Genomic DNA, 25,527 nt, shown 5'->3' with positions numbered 1-25,527 from the left:
TTGTTGCCGTCGAGCGTGCCTTTATTGCTGCAACTTCGGCACGGTGAACGGTCCGTTCGGCACGGTCGGCGGCGGTCCCGGCGGGGGTCCCGTTGAGCGTGCCTTTGTTGCCGTCGAGCGTGCTCTTGTTCGCGCCGAATGGCCTCCCCGACCGGCGGGTAACGCGTACATTACGTTCCGCTGGGTCCGGGCTGTCGAGGAAGAAGTGCATATGGGTGTTTATGTCGTCACCGGATCTGCATCGGGGATGGGGCGGGAGGTGGCCGCCAAGCTGATCGCGGCGGGCCACACGGTCATCGGCGTCGATCTCAAGGATGCCGAGGTGATTGCCGACCTGTCGACGGCAGCGGGCCGCGACGGCGCGGTCAAGGAAGTCCTCGCGAGATCAGAGGGTGAACTCAGCGGCGCGGTGCTCGCCGCCGGGCTGGGACCCGGACGAGGTAAAGACCGTCCACGCCTGATCGCCGAGGTCAATTACTTCGGTGTCGTCGATCTGCTGGAGGGTTTCCGTGAAGCATTGGCGGCCACCGATACAGCGAAAGTTGTTGTCTTCTCGAGCAATTCCACGACGACGGTACCGGCCGTACCGCGTCGCGCCATCCGGGCATTCCAGGCCGGTGACTGCGACAAGGCCGTCCGGTCATTCCGGTTCTACGGCAAAGGCGCATCGGTGATGGCGTATGCGTCATCGAAAATCGCGGTCAGCCGATGGGTGCGCCACCACGCGGTGTCACCACGCTGGGCGGGCGCGGGGATCCGACTCAACGCGCTGGCCCCCGGCGCCATCCTGACACCGCTCTTGGAGGCCCAGCTGGCGTCACCAACCGAATCCAAAGCGGTCAAACGCTTTCCGGTTCCGGTGGGCGGATTCGGCGATCCCGGCAAGCTCGCCGACTGGGTGATCTTCATGTTGTCGGACGCCGCCGATTTCCTCTGCGGCAGCGTCATTTTCGTCGACGGAGGCACCGATGCGTACTTCCGGCCCGACGACTGGCCGCGCGGCGTCCCCCTCCACCGCATCGCGCCCTATCTCTACCGATTCCAGAGCTTTGGACGCCGCCGGAAGTCGGGCTGAGTTTTCGGTGCATCACTGCCTCGACGCCCAGGTCCTGCGGGTCTCGACTCCTGTCACACCCGCACCTGTGACAAACTCGCTGCCATGCTCGACGATGACCGACCGCGCCCGTCCACCCGGCTCCGACCACGAGCCAGGCTCGCCCTGCGCGCCGCCGCCGCCGCCCGCTGGGCCTCACAGAAGACCGGTCGCGGCAAAGGTTCGATGATCGGCGGCCTGATCGCCCTCAAGCTCGACCCGGCGCTCCTCGGCGAACTCGGCCGCGGCAAGCGGACCGTGATCATCACCGGAACCAACGGTAAATCCACGACCACCCGGATGACCGCGGCGGCGCTCGCGTCCCTCGGTGAGGTGGCCTCTCAGGCCGATGGCGCGAACATGGACGCCGGGATCGTCGCGGCCCTCTCTCTGCACCGGGACGCGAAGCTCGCGGCGCTCGAGGTCGACGAACTGCACGTCCCCCACGTCAGCGACGCGGTCCATCCGACGGCGATCGTCCTGCTCAACCTCTCGCGGGATCAGCTCGACCGGGTCGGCGAGATCAACATGATCGAGCGGCGGCTGCGCGAGGGCATCGCCGCGCATCCGCAGGCAACTGTCATCGCCAACTGCGACGACGTGCTCGTCTCGTCCGCCGCCTACGACGCCCCGAAGGTGGTGTGGGTGGCCGCGGGTGCGGGCTGGGCCAATGACTCGGTCAGCTGTCCGCGCTCGGGTGAACCGATCGTTCGCGAAGGCGACCACTGGTACTCCCCCGGCATCGATTTCAAACGGCCCCAACCGGATTGGTGGTTCGACGAGACCCACGTATACGGGCCGGACGGCTTCTCCCACCCGATGAAACTCGCGGTTCCCGGCACGGCCAACCGCGGAAACGCGACGCAGGCCATCGCCGCTGCCGTGACGATGGGCGCCGACCCCGCAGAGGCAACCGCTGCCGCGGGCACCGTCGGCGAGGTCGCCGGCCGGTACGGCATCCATCAGATCGGACCGCATCGGGTGCGGATGCTCCTGGCCAAGAACCCGGCCGGCTGGCAGGAAGCCATGTCGATGATCGACCAGGACGCGGAAGGTCTGGTGATCGCGGTCAACGGTCAGGTGCCCGACGGTGAGGATCTGAGCTGGCTCTGGGACGTGCGCTTCGAGGCGTTCGAGAACATCCAGGTGGTCGCCGCCGGTGAACGTGCCACCGATCTCGGCGTGAGACTCCTCTACGCCGGCGCCGAGCACACCACGATCGCCGACCCGATGGCGGCAATCGCGTCCTGCCCACCCGGACGCGTCGAAGTCCTCGCGAACTACACCGCGTTCCGCGACCTCGGGACCGCCATGGACCGTTCAGAGAAGGGAATCCGCTGATGAGTGAATCGACGTTGCGCATCGGCCTGGTACTCCCCGACGTGATGGGCACATACGGCGACGGCGGCAACGCCCTGATCCTGCGGCAGCGCGCCCGGATGCGTGGCATCGACGCCGAGATCGTCCAGATCACGCTCTCCGACCCGGTTCCCGAATCCCTCGACGTCTACACACTCGGCGGCGCCGAGGACTACGCCCAGCGGTTGGCGACGCGGCATCTGACGAAGTACCCCGGCCTGCAGCGGGCGGCCGAGGCCGGACGACCGGTGCTGGCCATCTGCGCCGCCATCCAGGTGCTGGGGCACTGGTACGAGACCTCGGCGGGTGAGCGGGTCGACGGCATCTCGATGCTCGACCTCACCACCAGCCCACAGGAGACCCGGAGCATCGGTGAACTCATCACCGATCCGGCCCCGGATTCCGGTCTCACACAGCCCCTCACCGGTTTCGAAAACCATCGCGGCGGCACCACGCTGGGCGCCGATGCCCGGGCGCTGGCAAAGGTTCGGTACGGCGTCGGCAACGGGGCCGGCGAAAAGATCGAAGGCGCCGTACAGGGTTCGGTGATCGGTACCTATCTGCACGGTCCCGCACTGGCCCGCAACCCGGAGCTCGCAGACCTCCTACTGTCCCGTGCGCTCGGTGTCGACAAGATCGAACCGCTGGACCTGCCCGAGGTCGACCTCTTGCGTCGTGAACGTCTGGCGGCCGGCCGCCGGGGCTGACATCGATGGCGAATTCACCTGTGCCACAACGCCGTGACACAAATCGGGCTCCGCTGGTGTTCGCGCTGGGACTCGTCCTGCTCGCGGTGGTCGTGACCGTCACCTGGGCGATCACCTGGTCCATCGCCGGTCAGGACGAGTCCGCGGCGCCGCCGCCGACCACGGCTGCACCCACCCCCGAGGCCGAATTGGTCGACACCGTCCGGGCCACCAGCGAATCGCTCTACAACTTCACGCCGGACACAATCAACGCGACGGTGAAAACCGCACAGGCAACACTGTGCGGCGATGCCCTCGACCAGTGGAACGAGACCGAGGCGACGTTGCCCGGCATCGTCGCCGACACCGGCCGGAGCGTCGCGACCTCCAACGCGCATTACGGGATCGTCGGCTTGGACGAGACCACCGCGACGGTGCTCGCCCTTTTCACACTCGACACCACCGAGAACAACACGCCTGCGGCCCCGACCGCGACCGCCATCGAGTTCACGGTGCAGCGCACCGCCGTCCCGATGTGCATCAGTGCAATGGAGGTGCTGTGATGATCGACGGATCGCCCACACCGACACGCCCCCCGGGTTCCGGTCGCCGGCTGCGCGTTGCGATCATTCTGGTGGTCATCCTGGTGGCCGTCGTCGCGCTGACCATCGTGTTGGCCACCCTGACCGCGCCAGACAACGACACCGACGCCGCGCCGGCCGCCACACCCACCCCGGTGATCGGCGATCAGCAGGCCCGCGACATCGCCGAGGTGGTCACCCGCAGCATGTTCGAGATCAGCCCGGCCACCAGTGATACCCAAATCGCAACCTTCAAGGACAAGACCTGCGGCGAGTTCGCCGACGCGGGGCTACCGAACCTGATCTCGTTCACCGACGAATTCAAAGCCCAGAACCGCACCAGCACAGTCACATTCGAATCGGTTGCGGTGGTGCCACACGATCCGGCCGCACCGGCCGCCGAAGTGCTGGTCGCAGCCTCCTGGCAATCCGGTGAGACCGTCAACCAATCCCGCATCGTGTACGAGGTCATCGTGCAGAATGGAAAGACCTGCATCACAAAGGCACAGTTTCTGTAAGAGCCGGCGGAGGTGACCGGACACGCGCCAACCATGGGGTTACCGGGGTTACTCCTTGCGAGATCGCCGCGAGGCCGGCCAGTTGCTGGCCGAGTCGCTGATCAAACGCGATCCGCATCTCGTCGACAACCCCGCCGTCGCGGTCTTCGGTCTTGCCCGGGGTGGCGTCCCGGTCGCCTGGGAGGTCGCGGCCGAATTGCACGCGCCCCTCGACGCCTTCATCATCCGGAAACTCGGTGTCCCCAGCAGTCCGGAGCTGGCACTGGGTGCGGTGGCCTTCGGCGGTTCTCCGGCCATCAACCGCGACGTGGTTACCCAGTTCAGGGTCACCGAGCAACAGCTACAACAGGTGGTCGATGCGGAAACCCGCGAACTGACGCGCCGGGAGCAGACGTACCGGGCCGGTCGGCCACCGCTGGAGATGGCCGGCCGGATCGCCATCCTGGTCGACGACGGACTCGCCACCGGATCCAGCATGCTCGCCGCGATCGCGGCCGCCCGCACACAAAAACCCGATCGATTGATCGTCGCGGTCGGCGTCGCACCGCAGTCGGCAATCTCCGAGATCGCGCCACTGGTGGACGATCTCGTCTGCGTGAGCACACCAACCGATTTTCGGGCGGTGGGCCAGTGGTACGAACGATTCGATCAGGTGTCCGACGCCACCGTGTGCAAACTACTCACCAGGCCGACAACTCAGAACCAATAACCAACACTCGGCTACCGGTTCACGTACTCGGGGACGACCTCGCAGAAGTCACGGGTCCGGTCGACGGCAAACCAGCCGCGCTCGAAATCCTGCCAGCGGCGCAGGTTTTCGCGTTGCTCTTCACCGTCACGTGCGACCCCACGTTCCAGGCGCTGTTCCTCGGTACCACCGTCGAGCCAGAGCGCACGTTTGAGATGCCGGCGAACCGGCATGCGGGCGCTCGACACACCTTCGATGATCAGCAGCGGTTCCCACCGCAGCCACACCCGCGGACCGAGTTCCGGTGTGCCATCCCGCCAGATGCGCGGGTGATACCGGAAATCGTGCCCTCGCCAATACGACCGCAGCACTTCCTCTTCCAGCTCCGGCCACCACCCCACCGGGTCTCCCCAGGTGGCGAAATCGTCGGTCCGGATCAGCACCACCCGGGTCTTCAACTCCTCGAGCTTGCCGACCAGGGCATCGGCGAACGTCGACTTCCCGGCACCCGACGGACCGTCGATGGCCACGATGCCCGACTTCAGTTGCCTGGCAACGGCATCCATCCAAGATTGATCGAACATACCGGCGCGCCTAGGTCAGCACACGGCGGCCGGACAACGCCCGACCCAACGTCAGCTCGTCGGCGAACTCCAGGTCGCCGCCCATCGGGAGTCCGGAGGCCAACCGGGTCACCGACAACCCGGGGAAATCCCGGAGCATGCGCTGCAGGTATGTGGCGGTGGCCTCGCCCTCGGTGTTCGGGTCGGTGGCCACGATCACCTCACTGACGTCCACGCCGTCTTCCTGGTTTGCCAAGCGGCGCAACAATTCCCGAATCCGCAGCTGATCGGGACCGATGCCACCGAGCGGGTCGAGCGCACCACCGAGCACGTGGTAGCGGCCGGCGAATTCTTTGGTCCGTTCGATCGCCTGGACATCCTTGGGCTCTTCGACCACACAGATCTTGCTGGCATCGCGCCGCGCATCCCGGCAGATCCGGCAGCGCGCCTGCGCGGAGACGTTGCCGCACACCTCGCAGAACACCACATCGTCCCGGACATGGACCAGTGCCGCGGTCAGTCGATCGATGTCCGCGGCCGGAACGGCCATGAGGTGGAAGGCGATGCGCTGGGCACCCTTCGGACCGAGTCCCGGCAACTTGGCCAGCTCGTCGATCAAGTCCTGGATCGGGCCTTCATACACCGGTGGCTATCCGCCCAGGCCGGGGAAACCGCCGCCGAGACCACCGAGGCCTCCGGCCAGCGGACCCATCTTCTGCTGCGCCAGCGCATCACGCTTCTCGGCAAGGTCGGCGAACGCTCCCACGATCAGGTCCTGCAGGGTCTCCACGTCGTCGGCGTCGACAACCTTGGGATCGATCGTGACCGAGGTCACCTCACCGGCTCCGGAACCGGTGATGGTCACCAGGCCACCGCCGGCGGTGCCCGTCACCTCTGCCGCCGAGAGCTCGTCCTGCGCGGCCAGCAGCTGCTGCTGCATCTGCTGAGCCTGCTCGAGGAGTCCGGCCATCGGGTTTTCTGGTTGCATTTGTCGTCCTTGCGTCGAATGTCTCGTTGTCGAACCTGCTGCGTCAGCACCCGCGGGCACTCACCGGCGCGTCATGCGTTCCAGATGAGCGGCGATGTCTTCGATGGTATCGCCGTCACCGGGCCGAGCCTCGAATCGCAGTCGCGCGTTGCCCCCGAACATCCTCGATGCCAGGGGCGAGAGGGCGAACTCGAACTCTTCACCGTTCCGCTGCCAGGCGACGATCCCCTGCTCCACCGCAGGCCCGGCACCCGTGCTGATCTGGTAGATGGCCGATTCCGTGGCCGCCGACGTCGGCGTCTGCGGCAGATCGCGCTGCACCTGAAAACAGTCACCGGTCTCGTCGTCGAGAAAGATGACAACCTCACAGGCGAGATCCTCGTAGCGGTCGTACGAAACGACGATGGCCATGTGCGGCCTCCTTCAACCTTCAACGCAGGGTGCGGATGCTCTCGAATCGGCGGCGCTGCCGCGTCAGTGGGTCGTCGAACTCCACAGCGTAGGCCAGTAGCTGCAACGGACGGGAGAAGTCACCGTGATCCGGAGCGGCGGCCACCTCGGGCCGGACCTCGGGATACAGCGGATCGCCGTCGATCGGGATTCCCAGCCCGGACATGTGCAGCCGCAGCTGATGGGTCCGACCGGTCTGGGGCAGCAGCCGATAGATGCCGTGGTCACCGTGGGTCTCGGTGATGTCGATGGTGGAGATCGCGTTCACCTCACCGGGAACCACCCGCGCCCGCAGGTCACCGGAGTCCTTCAAGATGCGGTTGCGGATTGTCACGGGTAGCTCCACGTCTCCGGAGAGTGGGGCACGCGCCCGGTATTCCTTGTCGACGCGGCGGTCGGCGAACAGCAGCTGATACGGCGCCCGGGCCTGCGGGCGCAGACTGAACATCAGCACGCCCGCGGTGAGGCGATCGAGCCGGTGCACCGGGCTGATCTGTGGATTGTCGAGCTCGCGCCGCAACCGCACGAGGGCCGTCTGCACCACGTGCGCACCCCGGGGCATGGTGGCCAGGAAATGCGGTTTGTCGACCACCACCAGGTTGTCGTCGAGGTGGATGATCGGCATCTCGAACGGGATCACGGTCTCGTCGGGGAGATCTCGATAGAAGTAGATCGGGCGACCCACCTGCGCGGGCGCGGCCAGATCGACCCGGTCGCCGGCGATGTCGCGGACCTCACCCTCGGCGGCCCGATCCGACAGGTCCGCCACCGAGAGTCCCGCGCAGGCCGGTGCGGCCAGCATCGCCTCGGCGACCGTGACACCCGAAGCCCGCAGGACCACCCGGGTCGCATCAACACCGTCCCGCAGCGGCAGCGGTGACGGTCGACGGTTCCTCACGAGGGCCTCAGTGCTCCGGGCGTGGCCGGCTCAGCTGCGTTCGACGTGCGACTTCAGATTTCCCAGCAGTTCGGCCTGAATCTTCCCCAGACCCTTGGGCGCAAAGATCTTCTCGAAGAAGCCACCGACACCGCCGGCGCCCTGCCAGGTGGTGACGGTGGTGACCTTCGAGCCGGTGCCCAGCGGCTGCACCTGATACGTGGTGATCATCGACGAGTTGGCGTCGGTCTCGGTGATCGTCGAACCCACCTGATCCACCGAGGCCTGCACATTGCGCGAACGCTTCGACGTGGCCTGCAGAGTCCACTTGGCGGCGGTGCCGGCACCGACCCCACCTTCGACCACGGCGTAGTCGAGGTACTGCGGAGGCAGGATGGTCGGACGCACGGTCTGGTAGTCCGACAGGGCCGCCAGCACCTGCTCGGGTGCGGCATTGACCTCGATTGACTGTGATGCTGTTACCTGTGCCACGAATATCACCTTCCGGTTTGTGAGCTGTAGACCTTGAGCCTGCCAGAACGACATACCGGCCATCTGAAGTGGCATGTCCCAGGCGGTGGTCCTAGGCTCTAATGCGTGCCGAGGGTTATGGGTTCCGTGTCCGGTCGCGCTGCCTTCGAAGAAGGCGTCGCGACGTTGTTGGCGAGCTACCAGGCCATCCCTGCTGAGGGCAGGGTCCGTCTGGCCAAGAAAACATCCAATCTCTTCCGAAAGCGCGCCAAGAATCCTTTCCCCGGCCTCGACGTCTCCGGACTCGGCCGGGTGATCTCTGTCGACGTCGCCGCGCGCACCGCGGATGTCGCCGGCATGTGCACCTACGAGGAACTCGTCGCCACCACCCTCAAGTACGGACTCGCCCCCAAAGTCGTTCCGCAGCTGAAAACGATCACCCTCGGCGGCGCCGTCACCGGACTCGGTATCGAGTCGACGTCCTTCCGCAATGGTATGCCGCATGAATCCGTGGTCGAGATCGACATCCTCACCGGAGCCGGCGAGATCGTCACCACCTCACCGACCAGCGAGAACTCGGATCTGTTCTTCGGGTTCCCCAATTCCTACGGCACGCTTGGCTATTCGACGCGACTGCGGATCGAACTCGAAGAGGTCGCACCGTACGTCGACCTGCGGCACGTCCGGTTCACCGCGCTCGACGAACTCCAGACGGCGATGACACAGATCGTCGACAACGGTGAGTTCGATGGCGAACGCGTGGATTACCTTGACGGTGTGGTGTTCTCGGCCACCGAGAGCTACCTGATCCTGGGCCGTCAGGCCACCACGGCGGGCCCGGTCAGTGACTACACCGGCGACCAGATCTTCTACCGGTCCATCCAGCACTCCGCGGACTCGACTCCGATCCGCGACCGTCTCACCATCTCTGACTACCTCTGGCGGTGGGACACCGACTGGTTCTGGTGTTCCCGGGCGTTCGGTGCGCAGAACCCGCGTATCCGGCGGTTCTGGCCCAAAAAGCTGTTGCGCAGCAGCTTCTACTGGAAACTGATCGCCCTCGATCATCGATTCAACGTCGGTGACAAGCTCAACGCCCGCAAAGGCCTGCCTCCCGGCGAACGAGTGGTCCAGGACATCGAGGTGCCGATCGAGCACACCGCGCAATTCGTTCACTGGTTCCTCGAGAACATCCCGATCGAACCGATCTGGCTCTGCCCGCTTCGACTTCGGGATCCGGCATTGCCAGGCGCCGATACGAATCGGCCATGGCCGCTCTATCCCCTCAAACCCCGGCGGACGTACGTCAATGTGGGCTTCTGGTCGGCGGTGCCGAAGCGCGAAGGTCAGCCCGAGGGGTACGCAAACCGTCAGATCGAGATAAAGGTCTCCGAACTCGGCGGTCACAAATCGTTGTATTCCGAGTCTTTTTACGGCAAAGAAGAGTTCGATGAACTCTACGGCGGTGAGTCTTACCGCTTGTTGAAGAAACACTATGATCCCGGGTCGCGGCTCCTCGACCTCTATGCGAAGGCGGTGCAACGTCAGTGACGACATTCAAGGAAAATGACCTAACTTCCGGATCGGTGGTGGGTCCCAAGCTCAGCTTGGCCGAAGTTGTCGAGGCGTTGACCGGCGGCGACCTCAAGGTGCGCGTGACCGCGTACGACGGCAGCTCGGCCGGTCCGGAAGATTCCGAATTCGGCTTCGAGTTGTTGACACCACGGGGAACCACCTACCTCGCAACAGCTCCCGGCGACCTCGGCATGGCCCGCGCCTACGTCGCCGGCGACCTCAAGCTGCACGGCGCACACGGGGGCGATCCGTACGAAGCACTCCGCGCGCTCGCCGAGGACCTCCATTTCACCCGGCCGTCGGCCCGGACGATGGCCCAGATCACCCGGTCGATCGGTCTCGAACACTTCAAGCCGATCGCCCCGCCCCCGCAGGAGCAACTGCCGCGGTGGCGACGGATCGCGGAAGGTCTGCGGCACAGTAAGTCCCGCGACGCCGAAGCGATCCACTATCACTACGACGTCTCGAACGCCTTCTACGAACTGGTGCTCGGGCCGTCGATGACCTACACCTGTGCCTGCTACCCGAACCTGGAAGCCAGCCTGGAAGAGGCGCAGAGCAACAAGTACCGCCTGATCTTCGAAAAGCTGAGGCTCAAGCCCGGTGACCGGTTGCTCGACATCGGTTGCGGCTGGGGATCAATGGTGCGGTACGCCGCCCGGCGCGGCGTCCACGTGATCGGTGTGACCCTCTCCAAGGAACAAGCCCAGTGGGCGCAGCAGGCCATCATCGACGAGGGCCTGACCGAGTTCGCCGAGGTCCGGCACAGTGACTACCGCGACGTCACCGAAGAGGGCTTCGACGCGGTCTCGTCCATCGGACTGACCGAACACATCGGCGTCGCCAACTACCGCTCGTACTTCAAGTTCATTCGCGCCAAGCTGCGTGACGGCGGAATCCTGATGAACCACTGCATCACCCGCCGGGACAACGCGACGAGACACAGAGCCGGACCGTTCATCGACCGCTACGTGTTCCCCGACGGTGAGCTCACCGGTTCGGGCAAGATCATCTCGGCCATCCAGGACGTCGGTTCGATGGAAGTGCTCCACGAGGAGAACCTGCGAGACCACTATGCGATGACGCTGCGTGACTGGAACAGGAACCTCGTCGAGAACTGGGATGCGGCGGTCGAGGAAGTCGGCGAGAGCACTGCCCGGCTGTGGGGTCTGTACATGGCCGGCTGCCGACTCGGATTCGATCGCAACATCATTCAGCTCCACCAGGTGCTGGCCGTCAAGCTCGACGACAAGGGCAGCAACGGTGGGCTTCCGCTACGCCCGTGGTGGCAGGCCTGATCTCCACAAACCCAGCAGCTTCAGTCAAACCCACACGTTGCAACGTGTGGGTTTGACTGCTTCTGGTGGGTTTGTCGCGCAGGCGACGGGACGCTAGTTGATCGGCGTTGCGCCGAGCTCGCTCGTCAGCAGTGCGATCGCGATCTGCTCGGGATCCTCGCGCGGGTCCGGTGTGGAATTGCGTGCGGTGGCGATCATCTCGTCACGTTCGGCGTCGGTGAGATCTTCGTCTTTGACCGGATCAGGGGCAGGTTCCGGTTCCGGTTCAGGCTCCGGTTCAGGTGCCTCTTCTTCACGTGCACCGGCCCCGGCCGAACCACGACTCGGCCTCGTGTAAGTAGCCTGCTTCGCCTCGGGCTTGCGGGTATCGGTCTGTGCCGCCTGAGGTTTCGGCATCGCGGGCATCGCCGATGCCGGATGCACCTGGACCTGCCAATCACCGCCGAACACCTGCGACATCGCCGCGGTGATCACATCCACCGCGTGTTGTGAGCTCAACCGCTGAACCAGTGGCTGCGAATCGTGGGTCAGGATCAGGGTGCTGCCGTCGACGCCGCGGACCGAAGCGCCCGAGAGCATCACCTCGGTCACCTTGTTGGCAATGCGGACCGCAGACCGGACCTCTTGCCACTTCGCCTGCACCGCAGCCAGATCCAGTTCACCCGATGCGACCACGGGCTTCGGTTCGACTCGCGGCCCGGGCTCACCGAAAGGCTCGGGTTCGGGTTCGAAATCAGGTTCGGGCGGCGGCGGGATGTCGTCGAACGGCGACGCCGGTTCGGGCTCACGTGCGGGCTCTGGTTGCGGCTTCGGTTCCGGTTGTGGCGGCGGCGCCACCGAAACCGGTTGGGGCGCAGGCGTACGCACCGGTTCAGGTTCCGGGACCGGCGCGGGCTCTGCTGCAGGTTCGGGTGCCGTTACAGGTTCAGGCTGCGGCACGGGAGCCGGTTCAGGTTCTGGAGTCGGTGTTGGTGTGGGGGTGTCCGACTCCGATCCGGCTACATCGTCCTGCGGCTTGCGTTGCGACGGCCGGACGAACTTCGAGGCCGCCGCGTCGATCGGCGCGGCCGCCGGAGCGACGGGCGCCGATGCAGATGTACCCCCGGCCGGGGCGGCGACCACGCCGTTGGCAAGCTGCGACTCGATGCGCTCGATCCGTTGCAGCACACCCGATTCCGCATCGGACGAGGCGGGCAGCAACATCCGGGCGCACATCACCTCCAGGAGCAGTCGCGGGGATGTGGTCCCGCGCATCTCTCCCAGTGCGTCGTGGACGGTCTCGGCGAAGCGGGTCAGGGTGCCCGCTTCGAGCCGCGCGACCTGGGCCACCATCTGCTCCACCTGATCGTCCGGCGCCTCGACGAGCCCGCGTTGCGCGGCGTCGGGGACCGCATTCATCAGGATCAGATCCCGTAGTCGGTCGAGCAGATCGACGGCAAACCGCCGGGGATCGTGACCGGCATCCACCACGGCCTCGACCGTGCCGAACAGCGCAGCCCCGTCCTGGTCTGCCAATGCGTTGACGGCATCGTCGATCAATGCCACATCGGTAACGCCCAGTAATGCCAGCGCGCGCTGATAGGTGACACCCTCTGGTCCGGCACCGGCCAGCAATTGGTCGAGCACGCTGAGAGAGTCACGCGGCGAACCACCGCCGGCACGGATCACCAGCGGGAACACGGCGGGTTCGACGATGACATGTTCGCTCGCGCAGATCCGTTCGAGCAGACCGCGCATCGTTGCCGGGGCCAGCAACCGGAACGGGTAGTGATGGGTGCGCGACCGGATGGTCGGCAGGACCTTCTCCGGCTCGGTGGTGGCGAAGATGAAAATCAGATGCTCGGGCGGTTCCTCCACGATCTTGAGCAGCGCGTTGAATCCCGCGTTGCTGACCATGTGGGCCTCGTCGATGATGAACACCCGGTAGCGCGACTCGGCCGGCGCATAGAACGCCTGATCGCGCAGTTCCCGGGTGTCGTCGACACCACCGTGGCTGGCGGCGTCGAGTTCGATCACGTCCATGTTGCCCGGACCACCCGGACCCAGCGCCACACAGGACGAGCACTTCCCACAGGGCGATGAGGTCGGTCCGTCCACGCAGTTCAGGGACCGGGCCAGGATCCGGGCGGACGACGTCTTACCGCAACCACGCGGTCCCGAGAACAGATACGCATGGTTGATCCGGCCGGAGTTCAGGGCAACACCCAACGGCTCGGTGACATGCTCCTGCCCGACAACTTCGGCGAAGGTCGCGGGGCGATAAGTCCGGTATAGAGCCACGCTGCGAGACTACCGGCGCGGTCCGACGGACGCGGGATCGGCCAGCGGACTTCGATCGAGTCGAGGTGCAGGCTTGGGCGTCCGGAACCGCCGGAACTCGGCCGGGCCCCATAGGATCAGCGTCGCCGTCGCGGTCACCCCGAAGACCCACAGATACGGTTCGGACGAGAACCACCGCAGCCAATCGGGGAACCGTGTCATGAACATGCCGGTCGCGTAGTACGGCTTGAACCCCATGGCCCCTCCGGGCACGTGGTTCCGCCAGATGAACACTGTTGCGTACAGCGCCGCCGGAAGCAGGAGCGTCACCGCCAGCAGCCCGGTCCGGCCGGAGCGCCAGGCCGCGATGGGGAGATGGACCAGGTAGACGAGCAAGGGTACGAACCACACCCAGTGGTGTCCCCAGCTGAATGGGGAAACCGTCGTCGCCGTCATCCCGGTCAGGCACAGCGCCAGGAGTTCCTGCCCGTGCCGGTGCGCGACGTAGGCCGCGGACATCCCGAGTGCCATCGCGGCGACCGCCAATACCGCCCACAACACCTGATTGGGGTCGGCGGTCCCGAACGCGGTGGCCAGTGCGCCCTTGATCGACTGATTGCTGGGCGCATCGGTCGGTCCGACCCGATCGGAGTTGATGACCCGATCGGTCCAGTATTTCCACGACTGCCCCGGTGTGGCCAGGAATCCGATGACCATCGTGGCCACGATGGTGCCGGCCGCGACAACAATTGCCCGCCGGCGCCGGGTGATCGCGAGGTAGAGGATGAAGAAGCCCGGTGTGAGTTTGACACCTGCCGCGATACCGACGCCGATCCCCTTGAGCCGGCTGCCATCGGGACGCAGGAGATCCCACAGCACGATCGCCATGAGGAAGACGTTGATCTGTCCGTACCAGATGGTTGTCCGAACCGGTTCGAGCAAAGTCGAGGCGCACACGAGCGAGGCGGAGACGATCAGCAACCGCCAGTCGACGCGGTAGCGCAGGCTCCGGAATGACGCGACGATCACATAGAACAGGGTCGCGAAGATCAACGCCGTCCACAGCACTTCGGCGCTTGGGACATCAAGCCAGGCGAACGGCAGGAAGACGATCGTCGAGAACGGGGTGTAGGTGTAGAGCAGCCCGTTGCGCAGCATCGGCGCCTCGTACAGCGGCTGTCCATCCATCAGGTGCAACGCACCCTGCCGGTAGACGCGCAGGTCCACCTGATTGTCGAAGAGACCGAAGACCTTGGTGTCGAGCGGGATGATGGTGAGCTGGACGTAGACGGCGATGATCGCGCCGACCACGAACCCGGCGAGTAGCCAGGGACTGGTCGGGAAACGTATACGCGTCGCCGGAGTCGTGGCGTCGTGAGTGGTCACTGTCCGCCTTCCCAAACCAGTTACTTCGCCAAAGATGTTAGCCCGCCGATACCCGATCGGCCGGGCGCCGTGCCGTGAGGCAGATGATGCTGATCACGGCGACCACCAGGAACAGCCAGTTGTAGGGGTCGTAGGTGAACCAGCGGAGCCAGGTGATGCCGAACTTGTGGAACAGCCCGGTGAAGTACGCGTCGGGCAGGACCCGCTCGATCTGCTCCACCGGATATCCCCGGTAGGTGCGCCAGATGAAGGTGGTGAGCAGCAATGCCACCACGCCGACGGCGGCGAGGATCCGCAGTGCCGTTGCCCGCACCGACAGCATCAGATGGACCCCGAACACCAGCAGTGGGACCACCCACACCCAGTGGTGTCCCCACGACATCGGCGACACCACGGCGCCCGTCATACCCACCAGGGTGATGGCCAGGAGTTCGTGACCCACGCGATGTGCGAGAGAGGCCGCGACCATCCCCAGCACCAAGGCCGCGAGCGCCAGCGTGCCCCACACGAGGATGTTGGGGCTGTCGGTCTGCCACAGATTCGCCAGTGCGCCGCGGATCGACTGATTCCCGACGGTGTTGGGAGCACCCACCCGCTCGGAGTCGATGAAGGTGCCGCTCCAGTACTTCCAGGAGTCCCGCGGCATCACGAGGAAACCGAGCACCACGGTCCCGACGAAACCGGCGCAGGCAACGATGACCGACCGCCAGTTCCGGTTGATCGCCAGATAGAACACAAAGATCAAGGGCGTCAGTTTGATGCCGGCAGCGATCCCGACACCCAGACCACGCAGCCGACTGTCCTTGTCGCGCAGCAGGTCCCACAGGATCAACAGCATCAGGAAGACGTTGATCTGGCCGTACCACATCGTCGTGCGCACCGGCTCCATCAACGTGGCGATCATCACCAGCGACAGAGCCATGCTCCGCACCGGCCAGGTGATCCGGTATCCGAGGCTCCGAAAGCTCAGCGTCACCACGAAGTACAGCGCGATGAATGTGCACGCCATCCACACGACCTTGGCGATCTCGACGGTCATCAGCGCAAACGGAACGAAGACGAACACCGACGCCGGGGCGTAGGTGTAGTCCATGACCCCGACGAGCTTGGCCTCGTACAGCCGGTGCCCGTCGAGGACGGCCTGGGCGCCCTGCCGGTAGACCTCGAGGTCGAGCTGGTTGCCGAAAATACCCCAATAGGGTTCGTCCAGCGGAACCGCCAGATTCTGAAGCCACAGTGCTATCAGCCCCAACCCGATCGAGATCACGACCATGGCGGCCGGCCATCGCACGGTCCGCTCGGGACGGGTTTCTACTGTTGGTTCCTGCTTGTTCGACGCTGAACTGTCGGAGTCGGTGTCCACCGGATTTCGAATCTCAATGCCTCGTCCGGTCACCACACGTGAGCATTCAGCCGTGCTGCTCGAGCAATTGCTCCGAAGACGCGAGCAGGACGCAGGTCGCCACACCGTCCATGGCGGCACGCAGATCCTCGAGGCCCGGGAACGTGGGGGCCAGCCGGATGTTGCGGTCGTTCGGGTCCTTTTTGTACGGGAATGCCGAGCCGGCACCCGTCAGCGCGATCCCGGCTTCCTTGGCCAGAGTGATGACCCGGGCCGCGGTGCCGTCGATCACGTCGAGGCTGATGAAGTATCCACCCTCGGGTTCGGTCCAGGATGCGACCTTGGCGTCGCCGAGGCGCTCTTCCAGGATCTGCAGCACCAACGCGAACTTCGGCACCAGCAGTTCACGATGCTTGGCCATGTGGGCGCGCACGCCGTCGGCGTCGGAGAAGAAACGCAGGTGCCGCAGCTGGTTCAGCTTGTCCGGACCGATCGTCTTGATCGACACGTTGCGCTGGTACCAGGCCAGATTCGCAGGCGATGATCCGAAGAACGAGACGCCGGCACCGGCAAAGGTGATCTTGGAGGTCGAGGCGAGGATGAAGGGCCGATTCGGGTTACCGGCAGCGGCAGCCAGTCCGAGGACGTCGATCGGGGCCGGCGGCTCTTCGACGAGCGTGTGCACGGCATACGCGTTGTCCCAGAAGATGCGGAAATCAGGAGCAGCGGCCTTCATCGACATCAGGGCGCCGGCGACCTCGGGGCTGTACGTCGCACCGGTGGGGTTCGAGTAGGTCGGCACGCACCACATGCCCTTGATCTGCGGGTCCGAGGCAACGAGGTCGGCACAGAAAGCAACGTCGGGACCGTCGTCGTTCATCGGCACGGTGATCATCTCGATCCCGAAGGACTCGGTGATCGCGAAGTGGCGGTCGTAGCCGGGCGACGGGCACAGGAACTTGATCGGGCCCTGCCCCCACGGCTTTGCCGAATCCGGGGTGCCGTGCAGCAGCGCGAACACCACCAGGTCATGCATGATCTCGAGACTGGCGTTGCCGGCGGCCAGGAGGTTGTCGGTGGGGATGCCGAGCAGTTCACCGAAGATCGCACGCAGCTCGGGCAGACCGGTCACGCCGCCGTAGTTGCGGGTGTCGGTGCCGTGGGCGTCGCGGTAGTCGCCGTCACCGGGCAGCGACAGCAGTTCAGCGGACAAGTCGAGTTGCGCGGGGGCCGGCTTACCCCGGGTGAGGTCCAGCTTGAGACCGGCATCGACCAGCGCCTGGTACTTGGTACGCAGCTCGGATTGGGTGGCGGTCAGTTGGTCAGCACTCATCGAGTGGAAATTCACTTCGGCCTTTCCCGGAACGCCCCGCCCCGGAACTGTGGTTGCGCGGGGTTCGCGCAGAACAGCGGATCTGCTCGGAGACAAAATAGGGGACCCCGCGCACCCGGCAGAGCCCGCTGACCCTTGCTGCCTTCCGGCCCTGGGGGAGTTCACAGGATGCTCGCCGCGCGGGATCCGAGAACGAGTGTAGCGGGCCGACGACAGAGTGTGAAAATTTCCCCTCTGACCAGCCCGTTTTTGGCGAGTCCGCTCTTAGCCGGTAAGCTCGCCGACGGAGGATTCGCCTAGTGGCCTATGGCGCTCGCCTGGAACGCGGGTTGGGTTAATAGCCCTCAGGGGTTCGAATCCCCTATCCTCCGCCAGGAGAACGAAGACCGAAATCGCCCCGTATTTCCGATACGGGGCGATTTTGCTTTTCCAGGCTCCACGCAAACGAGGCGGATATACGAGGACGAGCCACATGTATGTGGCTCGTCCTCGTACAACAGGCTCGTCCGGGGTTGGGTCAGGTGTCGTCGCGGGCCACCGGGTTCCCGTCACCGTCCCAGTGCGCAGCCACTTTCTTGCTGGGCTGCACCCGCGGTGGTTCGCCCGGCATCTTCGGATAACTCGGCGGATATGGCATGTCTCCCAGTCCATCTCGTTCGTCCCGGGCCACCAGTTCAAGGAGCGGCTCGAGGCTGCTGCGATGAGAATCGATGTCGGACATGGGATCACCGCGTTTGTCCAGCAATCCCGGGACCGTGGCGATGGTGCAATCAAGCGGGTCGACGTCGGCCAGCTCTTCCCAGGTGACCGGGGTCGAGACCGTGGCCGTGGGGGTCCGGCGGGCGGAATAGCCGGCAGCCATGGTCCGGTCACGGGCATTCTGGTTGAAGTCGATGAAGATCCGTTCCCCGCGTTCCTCTTTCCACCACGACGTCGTGATGCCCGCACTGTCGCGGCGTTCGAGTTCGCGAGCCAGCGCTATGACGGCCCGCCGGGTCGAGATGAAATCCCAGCGGGGTTCGATCGGCACGAAAATGTGGAGTCCACGCCCGCCCGAGGTCTTCGGATAGCCGTGTAGCCCGAGTTCGTCGAGCAATGGCCGCAGGACATCGATCGCCACCCGCCGCGCATCCGAAAAGTCGGTCCCCGGTTGAGGATCCAGGTCGATGCGGAGTTGATCCGGATGATCGTTGTCCGGCGCGATGGTGGGCCAGGGATGGAACGTGACCGTTCCGAGGTTGGCCGCCCAGACGATGTCCTGCGGGCAAGTGGTCCGGATGGCGTCGGCCTTGCGCCCGGACGGGAAGGTGATCGACGTCGACTGCACGTGTTCGGGGCGTTTGGCCGCGACCCGCTTCTGGTAGATCTCCTCGCCTTCGATGCCGTCGGGGAAGCGCTGCAGGAACGTCGGGCGATCGCGAAGGGCCGTCAGCAGTGCGCCCTTTAGTGCGACGGTCCGGTAGTACCCGACGAGATCGCGTTTGCGGCCACCGTTCTCACCGAGTTGCGGAAAGTAGATCTTGTCCGGATTGGACAGCCGCACAGGCGTTCCGTCGACGTCGAGTTCCTCAGCCGGTGATCTGGCCATCAGTCCTGCCCCTCCAATACGTCGAACAGATCGTAGGTCAATGGGACCTGGAGCTGCTCGTAGCCGCAACTCTCCGGTTCTCGATCCGGGCGCCAGCGGACGAACTGGACCGTGTGGCGGAACCGCTGTCCCTCCATCTGGTCATAACCGACCTCGACCACCAGCTCGGGACGGATCGGGATCCATTGCGCAGAGCCCTTTTCCTTCCACCGGCTGGGTTCGCCCTCGGCCACGTTGTCCGGATCCACTCGCAGCGGTTCGAGCAGCTGCTGCAATTCGATGCGCTTGGCGTCGGAGAACGCTCCCGCGCCACCGACCATCCGCAGCTCCCCGTCGGCGTAGAGACCGAGCAGCATCGAGCCGAGCCCGGTTCCGCTCTTGTGCACGCGGTAGCCGATCACCACGCAGTCGGCACTGCGCTTGTGCTTGACCTTGATCATCTCTCGCTTGCCCGGGACGTAGACGCCGTCGAGACGTTTGCTGACCACACCGTCGAGTCCGGCGCCCTCGAACTCGGAGAACCAGTTCTGGGCGAGGCCGGCATCGGTGGTCACCCGACTGACGCGGCATCGCCCCGCACCGGGTATCGCCTCGAGGAGCGCTGCCCGGCGCACCGAGAACGCTTCGCCGGACAGGTCCCGATCCCCGACCGCCAGCGCATCGAAGCCGATGAACATAGCCGGTGTCTGCTCGGCGAGCATCGTCACCCGCGACTTGGCAGGGTGGATCCGGATCGACAACGCATCCCAGCTCAGACGGCGTACGCCGTCGAATTCTGCCTGCACCCCGATCTCGCCATCGACTACCACCTTGTCGGGCAACTCTTCTCGCGCGGCCTCGATCAATTCGGGAAAGTACCGGCCCAGGTCTTTGCCACCGCGCGAACCGATCACCACCTCGTCACCGTCGCGAAAGATGATGGCGCGAAAGCCGTCCCATTTCGGTTCATGCGACCACACCTGCTCACCGGGCACGTCCGGGATCTTCGCCGCGGCCTTGGCGAGCATCGGCACCACCGGGGGCATCACAGGGAGGTCCATGCCGACCAATACTTCCACTTGTAGGCTCATGCGGGTGGACTATCGCGGTGGTGGACGGTACGCGCCGTCCCCGTCAGGGGACCTGCACGTCGGGAATCTGCGTACCGCCCTGCTGGCCTGGATGTTTGCCCGATCCACCGGCCGAACATTCCGGATGCGGATAGAGGATCTCGACCGGGTGGCGGCCGGATCCGCGCAGCGGCAACTCGCCGACCTGGCCGAGCTCGGTCTGGAATGGGACCCACCGATCATGTGGCAGACGCAGCGGCTCACCAACTACGACCACGCGATCTCCGAGCTGCAAGACCGCGGTCTCACCTACAACTGCTACTGCACCCGGCGCGAGATCCTCGATGCACCGTCAGCGCCACACGGCCCTGCGGGCGCGTATCCCGGCACCTGCCGGAATCTGACCACCGTGGCGGAGCGGGCCCATATCGACGCCGGGCGGCGGCCCGCGATCCGCCTCCGCTCCGACGTCACCGAGTTCACCGTGTCCGATGCCCTCGCCGGCCGGTACACCGGAACGGTCGACGATTTCGTGTTGCGCCGGGGCGACGGGATCCCGGCCTACAACCTCGCGGTGGTCATCGACGACAACGCCCAGGCCGTCGATCAGGTGGTTCGCGGCGACGATCTACTGAGTTCGGCGCCCCGGCAGAGCTATCTGGCGACGATGCTCGGGCTGGCACCGCCGACGTACGCGCATGTTCCGATGGTCTTGAACACCGAGCACAAACGTCTCGCCAAACGTGATGGCGCAGTGACTCTCAGCGATCTGAACGCCGCCGGCGTGGACACGCCGCACGTGCTGTCGTCGATCGCGACCTCGTTGAATCTCGCCGACCCCGATGAGATGGTCACCGCGGAGTTGATGCTCGCGAGATTCGTTCCGGCGACCCTGCCGTCCGAGCCGTGGATTCTCGATCCTGCAGACCTTCTGCGCCACTGACACAAAAGCGCTGGTTGACGGTCATTCATTCGGGATATCTATCGGTTCGGCTCTCGATTCACCCGATGTGCCCGGCTTAAGGTCACTCATCAATTCGACAACAGACGGGGTCTTCGCCCCGCGAGAGGACGTTCTCATGAGTGGACCCCAGTACTCCGGATCCGAGCCCTATCCGGGTCCCGGACCGGGCGCAAACCTTCCCCCACAACCGAAACCGGGCGCCTACCCGCCACCGCCCGGCGGCGGGTCGCCCTATGGGCAGCCCGCGGCCCCGTACGCGCAGCCGGCACCTCAGTTCGGTCCTCCCGGACCGCAATCCGGTGCCGGTGCACCGGCCGATGTCGGGATCCGGTTGGGCGCCAGGATCATCGACTGGCTGATCGTGGCCATACCGATGAACATCATCTACACCGTGCTGTTCCTCGCGGCGCCCTGGTTTATCGCGCTGGTCCTGGGATTTGTGCTGTCGTTCGCCGCGTTTGCGTACTTCGTCTACTTCGAGACCCAGCAGGACGGAGCCACGATTGCCAAGAAGTTGTTGAAGCTCAGGGTGATCGGCGCCGCGGGCGGGACTCCGACAATCGACGAATCCGCCAAGAGGAACCTCTGGATGCTGGTCGGTGTCCTGGCCTGGTTGCCGATCTTCTTCCTGCCGCTGTTTCTCGGCCTCGCCTGGCTCGGCCTGGCGATCTCCATCGCCGTCACGATCAACAGCGATCCGAGAAAGCAGGGGTGGCACGACAAGTTCGCCGGTGGCACCTCGGTCGTCAAGACCGCCTGATCACCTGGCTGCGGCCCCCGCGTAGTACCGGCCGAGGAACTCGTCCCGGAACTCGAAGTAGTTGCCGTCGATGATGGCCTGGCGCGCCCGCTCCACCAAAGTCACGATGAAGTGCTCATTGTGGATGGTGCAGAGCGTGGCCGCCAGGCCTTCTTTGGCCTTGAACAGGTGATGGATGTAGGCGCGCGTGTATTGCGTTGTGTAGTTCTGTATTTCGGGGTCCAGCGGAGTGAAGTCGCGGCGGAACCGGCTGTTGGTCACGTTGTAGCGACCATCCAGCGAGTAGATCGCGCCGTTACGTGCCACCCGGGACGGCGAAACGCAGTCGAACGTGTCGACGCCGCTCTCGATCGCGGTGAAGATGTCATCGGGTTCGCTGATGCCGAGCAGGTGGCGGGCCTTGTCGACCGGCAGTTCCTCGTTGACCCACCGGACGATGGTTCCGAGGTTCTGCTTCTCGAGCGCGCCACCGATGCCGTAGCCACCGAATCCGCGGCCGCCATCGGCCACATCCTTTTCGCTCATCGTCACCAGGTCACGGGCCGCCTTGCGCCGCAGATCCTCGTATTGCGCACCCTGGATCACGCCCCACAGCGACTGCAGCGGTCGATGGCTGCGCTCCGCGGTGAGCCGATTGTGTTCGGCCAGACAGCGAATCGCCCACAGGCGGGTCCGCTCGAGTGAAGTCTCTTGATAGGCACGGGTATTCATCAGTGTGGTGAGTTCATCGAACCCGAAGATGATGTCGGCGCCGAGTTGATGCTGGATCTGCATGGAGACCTCCGGCGTGAACCGGTGGGTCGATCCGTCGAGATGGGATTTGAACGTCACACCGTCGTCGTCGACACGGGCCAGTCGTTCTTTGCCCTCGGCGATGACGTCATCGTTCTGCATCCCGGTGAGATCCATCGCGATGACCTTTTTGAAGCCGGCCCCCAGCGACATGACCTGGAAGCCACCGCTGTCGGTGAATGTCGGTCCGGGCCAGTTCATGAACGCGCCCAGACCACCGGCCTCGTCGACGATGTCCGGACCCGGCTGCAGGTAGAGGTGATACGCGTTGGCGAGCACCGCCTGCGCACCGAGGTCACGAACAGCTTCCGGCACAACCGTTTTCACGGTCGCCTTGGTACCCACCGGAACGAACGCCGGCGTCTGGATCTCCCCGTGAGGGGTGCTGATCACGCCGGTGCGGCCGAGGGTGCCGGGCAGGGTGGTCCCGACCGTAAAGGTACGGTCGGGACCTTCATTGAGATCGCTCACCGCTGCATCCTCGCAGCCCGCGACCCTGCCCGGCAAAACGCGATGCTCTGCCGGCGGCCGACGCGGGTCAGACCTTCGCCCCTTCGGACAGCTCGCGGGCGGCCTCTTCGGCGGCCAGCGTCTTGTTCAGGCTCTCACCTTCGATGTCGACGTTCGGCAGGATCTTGTCCAGCCATTTCGGCAGCGACCACGCCTTGTCACCGAGCAGTGTGAGCACCGCCGGAATCACGGTCATCCGGATGACAACGGCATCGAAGAAGACCGCGATGGCCAACGCGAAGCCCATCGCCTTGATGAAGACCATGTCCTGCAACATGAATGCGGCGAACACCGAGATCATGATGGCGGCTGCGGCAGCCACCACGCGAGAGCTGTGGCCGAAGCCGTCGACGATGGCCTCCTTTGCCGACTTCCCGTGGACATATGCCTCACGCATCCGACTGACCAGGAACACCTGATAGTCCATCGCGAGGCCGAACACGATGCCGATCAGAATGATCGGCAAGAAGCTGACCAGCGGCTGCGGATTGCCCACCAGCCCGAGGTCGCCGTTGGTGAAGATCGCCACCGTGGCACCGAAGGTGGCGCCGATGCTGAGCAGGAAGCCCAGCGCGGCGGTCAACGGCACCAGGATCGACCGGAACACGATCATCAGCAGGATGAACGCCAGTCCGACAACGATGATCAGGTAAGGGATCAGGGCCGAGGACAGCTTGTCGGAGACGTCGATCTCGATGGCCGTCTGACCGGTGATGCCGTAGGTCAGGCCGGTGCGGTCGGTAACGTTCGATTCCATACCCCGCAATTCTTTGACGAGGTTCTGGGTGGCGTCGTCGGCGGCGGCACTCGCCGGGATCACGGAGATGATCGCGGTTCCGGAATCGGCGCTGATGTCTCCGGGGCTGATGACGGCCGCAGCGACGTCGTCGACGCCCCGAATCTGGTCGACCAGACCGTTGTACGCGTCCACCCGCCGGCTCTCGCCCTCGATGCCGCTGCCGTTGACAACCACCACAAACGGGTTATTGATCCCCGGACCGTAGCCGTCGGCAACCATGTCGTAGGCAATACGCTCGGTGGTGCCGGGGTCGCTGCTGCCGTTGTTCGGCAGGCCCAGCTTGAGCCCACTGATCGGAATGGTGATCAGTGCCAGCAGCACGATGCCGCCGATGGCGAACACGGCCGGGCGCCGGACGACCTGATTGATCCAGCGTTGGCCGTTGTGCCGGCGAGCCGGATCATGACGGGTCACATCCGGTGGGTTGAGCGACTTGATACGTCCGGCGAACGCCTTGTCGCCGAACACGCCGAGGATGGCCGGCAGCAGGGTCAGCGCGACCAGGACGGCGACCAGAACCGTGCCGGCGGCAGCCAGACCCATCGCGGTCAGGAACGAGATGTTGACGATGAACAGGGCCGCGAGGGCGATGAACACGGTGGCGCCGGCGAACACGACGGCCGAACCGGCTGTACCGACGGCCTTTCCGGCCGCCTCGGCCCGGGTCTTCGAACGGTGCACCTCATACCGGTACCGGGACAGGATGAACAGCGCGTAGTCGATGCCCACGGCCAGGCCGATCATCGTGGCCAGGATCGGGGTCTCGGAGCTGAGGTCGAAGAAGAAGGTCGCTGCGGTGACACCCATCATGCCGATGACGACACCGATGATCGCGGTGATCAGCGGCATCCCCCAGGCGACCAAGGACGCGAAGGTCAGGATCATCGCGATCGCACCGACGGCGATACCGATCATCTCGGAGGTCATGCCCATCGCCGGTTGTGGCATCGCCTCACCCGACATTTCCACCTTCAGACCACTCGCACGGGCCTGATCGGCGATCTTGTCCATCTGGGTATGCGCGGCGGCACTGACGTCCGCTGCGGCCTCGACGTCGAAACCGGCGCCGAGCTGCACCATCGTGGCATCGGCGTTGATCGGCGAGGTGACCTGCGCGTCGGCCTGGGCCTCCTGCGGTGAGGCACCGAGGTTTTGCTCGTTGAACTCCACCACCGCGTCGCGACCGGGTCCGGGATTCTGCTGCGTCCCGTAGGTCTCGAACGGATTCGCAATCGACTCGGGCGCCTTGACGCCGTCGAACTGCTTCATCTGATCGACCATGGTGTTGATCGCGGCCTGGTATTCGGGCTCGGTCAGCGTGGCACCGGCGGGCGCCTGGACGACATATTTGATCGCGATGTTGTCAGAGAACTTCGGCTTCTCGGGGAACGCGTCGATCATCTCGTTCTGGGCTTTCACCGACGGAACACCGGGGATGCTGAAACTCTCCGTCGTCGGCTTCGACAAGGTCGCCGCGGCAACACCCATCCCGACGAGGACCAGCAGCCAGATCGCGATCATCTTGAACTTGTTCAGATAGGCCCATTTGCCTATCCGATAGAGGTATGTAGCCACTGCGGGCTTCCTTCCGTAAAGGA

Annotated in this window: 24 protein-coding genes, 1 tRNA gene and 1 other RNA gene; 11 read left to right on the top strand and 15 right to left on the bottom strand. The window is 65.0% G+C overall.

Translation table 11 applies throughout. From position 1 onward, the window contains the following. The first annotated feature begins 211 nt into the window (after nt 1-211). The 6 genes from H290_RS0110230 to H290_RS0110205 all read left to right on the top strand — a co-directional run bounded on the left by H290_RS0110230 (nt 212) and on the right by H290_RS0110205 (nt 4,946). A complete protein-coding gene (locus tag H290_RS0110230; RefSeq protein WP_028463017.1) occupies nt 212-1,075 on the top strand; it encodes an SDR family oxidoreductase in 864 nt (287 codons plus the stop codon). A gap of 84 nt (nt 1,076-1,159) precedes the next feature. After that, a complete protein-coding gene (locus H290_RS0110225) occupies nt 1,160-2,434 on the top strand; it encodes a Mur ligase family protein (protein WP_020106702.1) in 1,275 nt (424 codons plus the stop codon). Then, the gene (locus H290_RS0110220) at nt 2,434-3,159 is read left to right on the top strand and encodes a type 1 glutamine amidotransferase (protein WP_020106701.1); all 726 of its coding nucleotides are present in this window, start codon (nt 2,434-2,436) and stop codon (nt 3,157-3,159) included. The genes H290_RS0110225 and H290_RS0110220 overlap by 1 nt, the downstream gene beginning before the upstream one ends. A gap of 5 nt (nt 3,160-3,164) precedes the next feature. Then, the gene (locus H290_RS0110215; RefSeq protein ID WP_155976781.1) at nt 3,165-3,701 is read left to right on the top strand and encodes a hypothetical protein; all 537 of its coding nucleotides are present in this window, start codon (nt 3,165-3,167) and stop codon (nt 3,699-3,701) included. Continuing rightward, nucleotides 3,701-4,237, top strand: coding sequence for a hypothetical protein (locus tag H290_RS0110210; RefSeq protein WP_020106699.1), 537 nt, complete (start codon nt 3,701-3,703; stop codon nt 4,235-4,237). The genes H290_RS0110215 and H290_RS0110210 overlap by 1 nt, the downstream gene beginning before the upstream one ends. 55 nt (nt 4,238-4,292) lie before the next feature. After that, nucleotides 4,293-4,946 (top strand): phosphoribosyltransferase, encoded by a 654-nt coding sequence (locus H290_RS0110205; RefSeq protein ID WP_020106698.1) that lies wholly within the window; start codon nt 4,293-4,295, stop codon nt 4,944-4,946. Nucleotides 4,947-4,957: 11 nt separating this feature from the next. Here H290_RS0110205 and H290_RS28285 read toward each other — a convergent pair whose 3' ends face one another. The 6 genes from H290_RS28285 to H290_RS0110170 form a co-directional block, all read right to left on the bottom strand. Further along, the gene (locus tag H290_RS28285) at nt 4,958-5,509 is read right to left on the bottom strand and encodes a uridine kinase (RefSeq protein ID WP_036518478.1); all 552 of its coding nucleotides are present in this window, start codon (nt 5,507-5,509) and stop codon (nt 4,958-4,960) included. Nucleotides 5,510-5,519: 10 nt separating this feature from the next. Further along, on the bottom strand, nt 5,520-6,131 hold the full coding sequence (recR, locus tag H290_RS0110190; protein WP_020106696.1) for a recombination mediator RecR: 612 nt from the start codon (nt 6,129-6,131) through the stop codon (nt 5,520-5,522). Nucleotides 6,132-6,137: 6 nt separating this feature from the next. After that, the gene (locus H290_RS0110185) at nt 6,138-6,476 is read right to left on the bottom strand and encodes a YbaB/EbfC family nucleoid-associated protein (protein WP_051121938.1); all 339 of its coding nucleotides are present in this window, start codon (nt 6,474-6,476) and stop codon (nt 6,138-6,140) included. A gap of 60 nt (nt 6,477-6,536) precedes the next feature. Beyond that, on the bottom strand, nt 6,537-6,887 hold the full coding sequence (locus tag H290_RS0110180; protein WP_020106694.1) for a hypothetical protein: 351 nt from the start codon (nt 6,885-6,887) through the stop codon (nt 6,537-6,539). A gap of 19 nt (nt 6,888-6,906) precedes the next feature. Then, complete coding sequence (locus H290_RS0110175) at nt 6,907-7,767, bottom strand: pseudouridine synthase (protein WP_020106693.1); 861 nt, start codon at nt 7,765-7,767, stop codon at nt 6,907-6,909. Nucleotides 7,768-7,854: 87 nt separating this feature from the next. Then, on the bottom strand, nt 7,855-8,295 hold the full coding sequence (locus H290_RS0110170; RefSeq protein ID WP_028463016.1) for an SRPBCC family protein: 441 nt from the start codon (nt 8,293-8,295) through the stop codon (nt 7,855-7,857). 117 nt (nt 8,296-8,412) lie between these two features. Between H290_RS0110170 and H290_RS0110165 the strand changes: the two genes are divergently transcribed. Both H290_RS0110165 and H290_RS0110160 read left to right on the top strand, forming a co-directional pair. Further along, on the top strand, nt 8,413-9,825 hold the full coding sequence (locus tag H290_RS0110165; RefSeq protein ID WP_020106691.1) for an FAD-binding oxidoreductase: 1,413 nt from the start codon (nt 8,413-8,415) through the stop codon (nt 9,823-9,825). Beyond that, entirely contained in the window at nt 9,822-11,147 is a 1,326-nt protein-coding gene (locus tag H290_RS0110160) for a class I SAM-dependent methyltransferase (protein ID WP_020106690.1), read from the top strand. Before H290_RS0110165 ends, H290_RS0110160 begins: the two co-directional genes overlap by 4 nt. A 93-nt stretch (nt 11,148-11,240) precedes the next feature. Here the strand turns inward: H290_RS0110160 and H290_RS28280 are convergent, their stop codons facing one another. From H290_RS28280 to ffs, 5 genes are all read right to left on the bottom strand, one after another. Next, a complete protein-coding gene (locus H290_RS28280) occupies nt 11,241-13,427 on the bottom strand; it encodes a DNA polymerase III subunit gamma and tau (RefSeq protein WP_020106689.1) in 2,187 nt (728 codons plus the stop codon). A gap of 9 nt (nt 13,428-13,436) precedes the next feature. Then, a complete protein-coding gene (locus H290_RS28275; RefSeq protein WP_020106688.1) occupies nt 13,437-14,792 on the bottom strand; it encodes a glycosyltransferase 87 family protein in 1,356 nt (451 codons plus the stop codon). A 37-nt stretch (nt 14,793-14,829) separates the two neighbouring features. After that, a complete protein-coding gene (locus tag H290_RS0110140; RefSeq protein ID WP_231373551.1) occupies nt 14,830-16,155 on the bottom strand; it encodes a glycosyltransferase 87 family protein in 1,326 nt (441 codons plus the stop codon). Nucleotides 16,156-16,201: 46 nt separating this feature from the next. After that, a complete protein-coding gene (locus tag H290_RS0110135; protein WP_020106686.1) occupies nt 16,202-17,482 on the bottom strand; it encodes an aminotransferase class I/II-fold pyridoxal phosphate-dependent enzyme in 1,281 nt (426 codons plus the stop codon). Nucleotides 17,483-17,563: 81 nt separating this feature from the next. Next, an RNA gene (gene ffs, locus H290_RS30625) (signal recognition particle sRNA small type) lies at nt 17,564-17,658 on the bottom strand. A gap of 94 nt (nt 17,659-17,752) precedes the next feature. Between ffs and H290_RS0110130 the strand changes: the two genes are divergently transcribed. Beyond that, nucleotides 17,753-17,841 (top strand) — tRNA-Ser (locus tag H290_RS0110130). A gap of 143 nt (nt 17,842-17,984) precedes the next feature. On the opposite strand, the gene H290_RS0110125 is transcribed toward H290_RS0110130, so the two are convergent. Both H290_RS0110125 and H290_RS0110120 read right to left on the bottom strand, forming a co-directional pair. Beyond that, nucleotides 17,985-19,058 (bottom strand): DNA polymerase domain-containing protein, encoded by a 1,074-nt coding sequence (locus tag H290_RS0110125; protein WP_028463031.1) that lies wholly within the window; start codon nt 19,056-19,058, stop codon nt 17,985-17,987. Continuing rightward, on the bottom strand, nt 19,055-20,095 hold the full coding sequence (locus H290_RS0110120) for an ATP-dependent DNA ligase (protein ID WP_020106684.1): 1,041 nt from the start codon (nt 20,093-20,095) through the stop codon (nt 19,055-19,057). Before H290_RS0110120 ends, H290_RS0110125 begins: the two co-directional genes overlap by 4 nt. 28 nt (nt 20,096-20,123) lie before the next feature. Here H290_RS0110120 and gluQRS point away from each other — a divergent pair, with 28 nt between their 5' ends. Continuing rightward, nucleotides 20,124-21,047: a tRNA glutamyl-Q(34) synthetase GluQRS gene (gluQRS, locus tag H290_RS0110115; RefSeq protein ID WP_020106683.1), complete on the top strand. Its 924-nt coding sequence runs from the start codon at nt 20,124-20,126 to the stop codon at nt 21,045-21,047. A 136-nt stretch (nt 21,048-21,183) separates the two neighbouring features. Further along, entirely contained in the window at nt 21,184-21,828 is a 645-nt protein-coding gene (locus tag H290_RS28270; RefSeq protein ID WP_020106682.1) for an RDD family protein, read from the top strand. Here H290_RS28270 and tgt read toward each other — a convergent pair whose 3' ends face one another. Both tgt and H290_RS0110100 read right to left on the bottom strand, forming a co-directional pair. Beyond that, the gene (gene tgt, locus H290_RS0110105) at nt 21,829-23,091 is read right to left on the bottom strand and encodes a tRNA guanosine(34) transglycosylase Tgt (protein WP_020106681.1); all 1,263 of its coding nucleotides are present in this window, start codon (nt 23,089-23,091) and stop codon (nt 21,829-21,831) included. 67 nt (nt 23,092-23,158) lie between these two features. Continuing rightward, the gene (locus H290_RS0110100) at nt 23,159-25,504 is read right to left on the bottom strand and encodes an MMPL family transporter (protein WP_020106680.1); all 2,346 of its coding nucleotides are present in this window, start codon (nt 25,502-25,504) and stop codon (nt 23,159-23,161) included. Nucleotides 25,505-25,527: the final 23 nt, after the last annotated feature.

The organism is Nocardia sp. 348MFTsu5.1, from assembly GCF_000383535.1.
Taxonomy (GTDB): Bacteria; Actinomycetota; Actinomycetes; order Mycobacteriales; family Mycobacteriaceae; genus Williamsia; species Williamsia faeni.
This window is presented reverse-complemented; position numbering and strand designations above follow the sequence as displayed.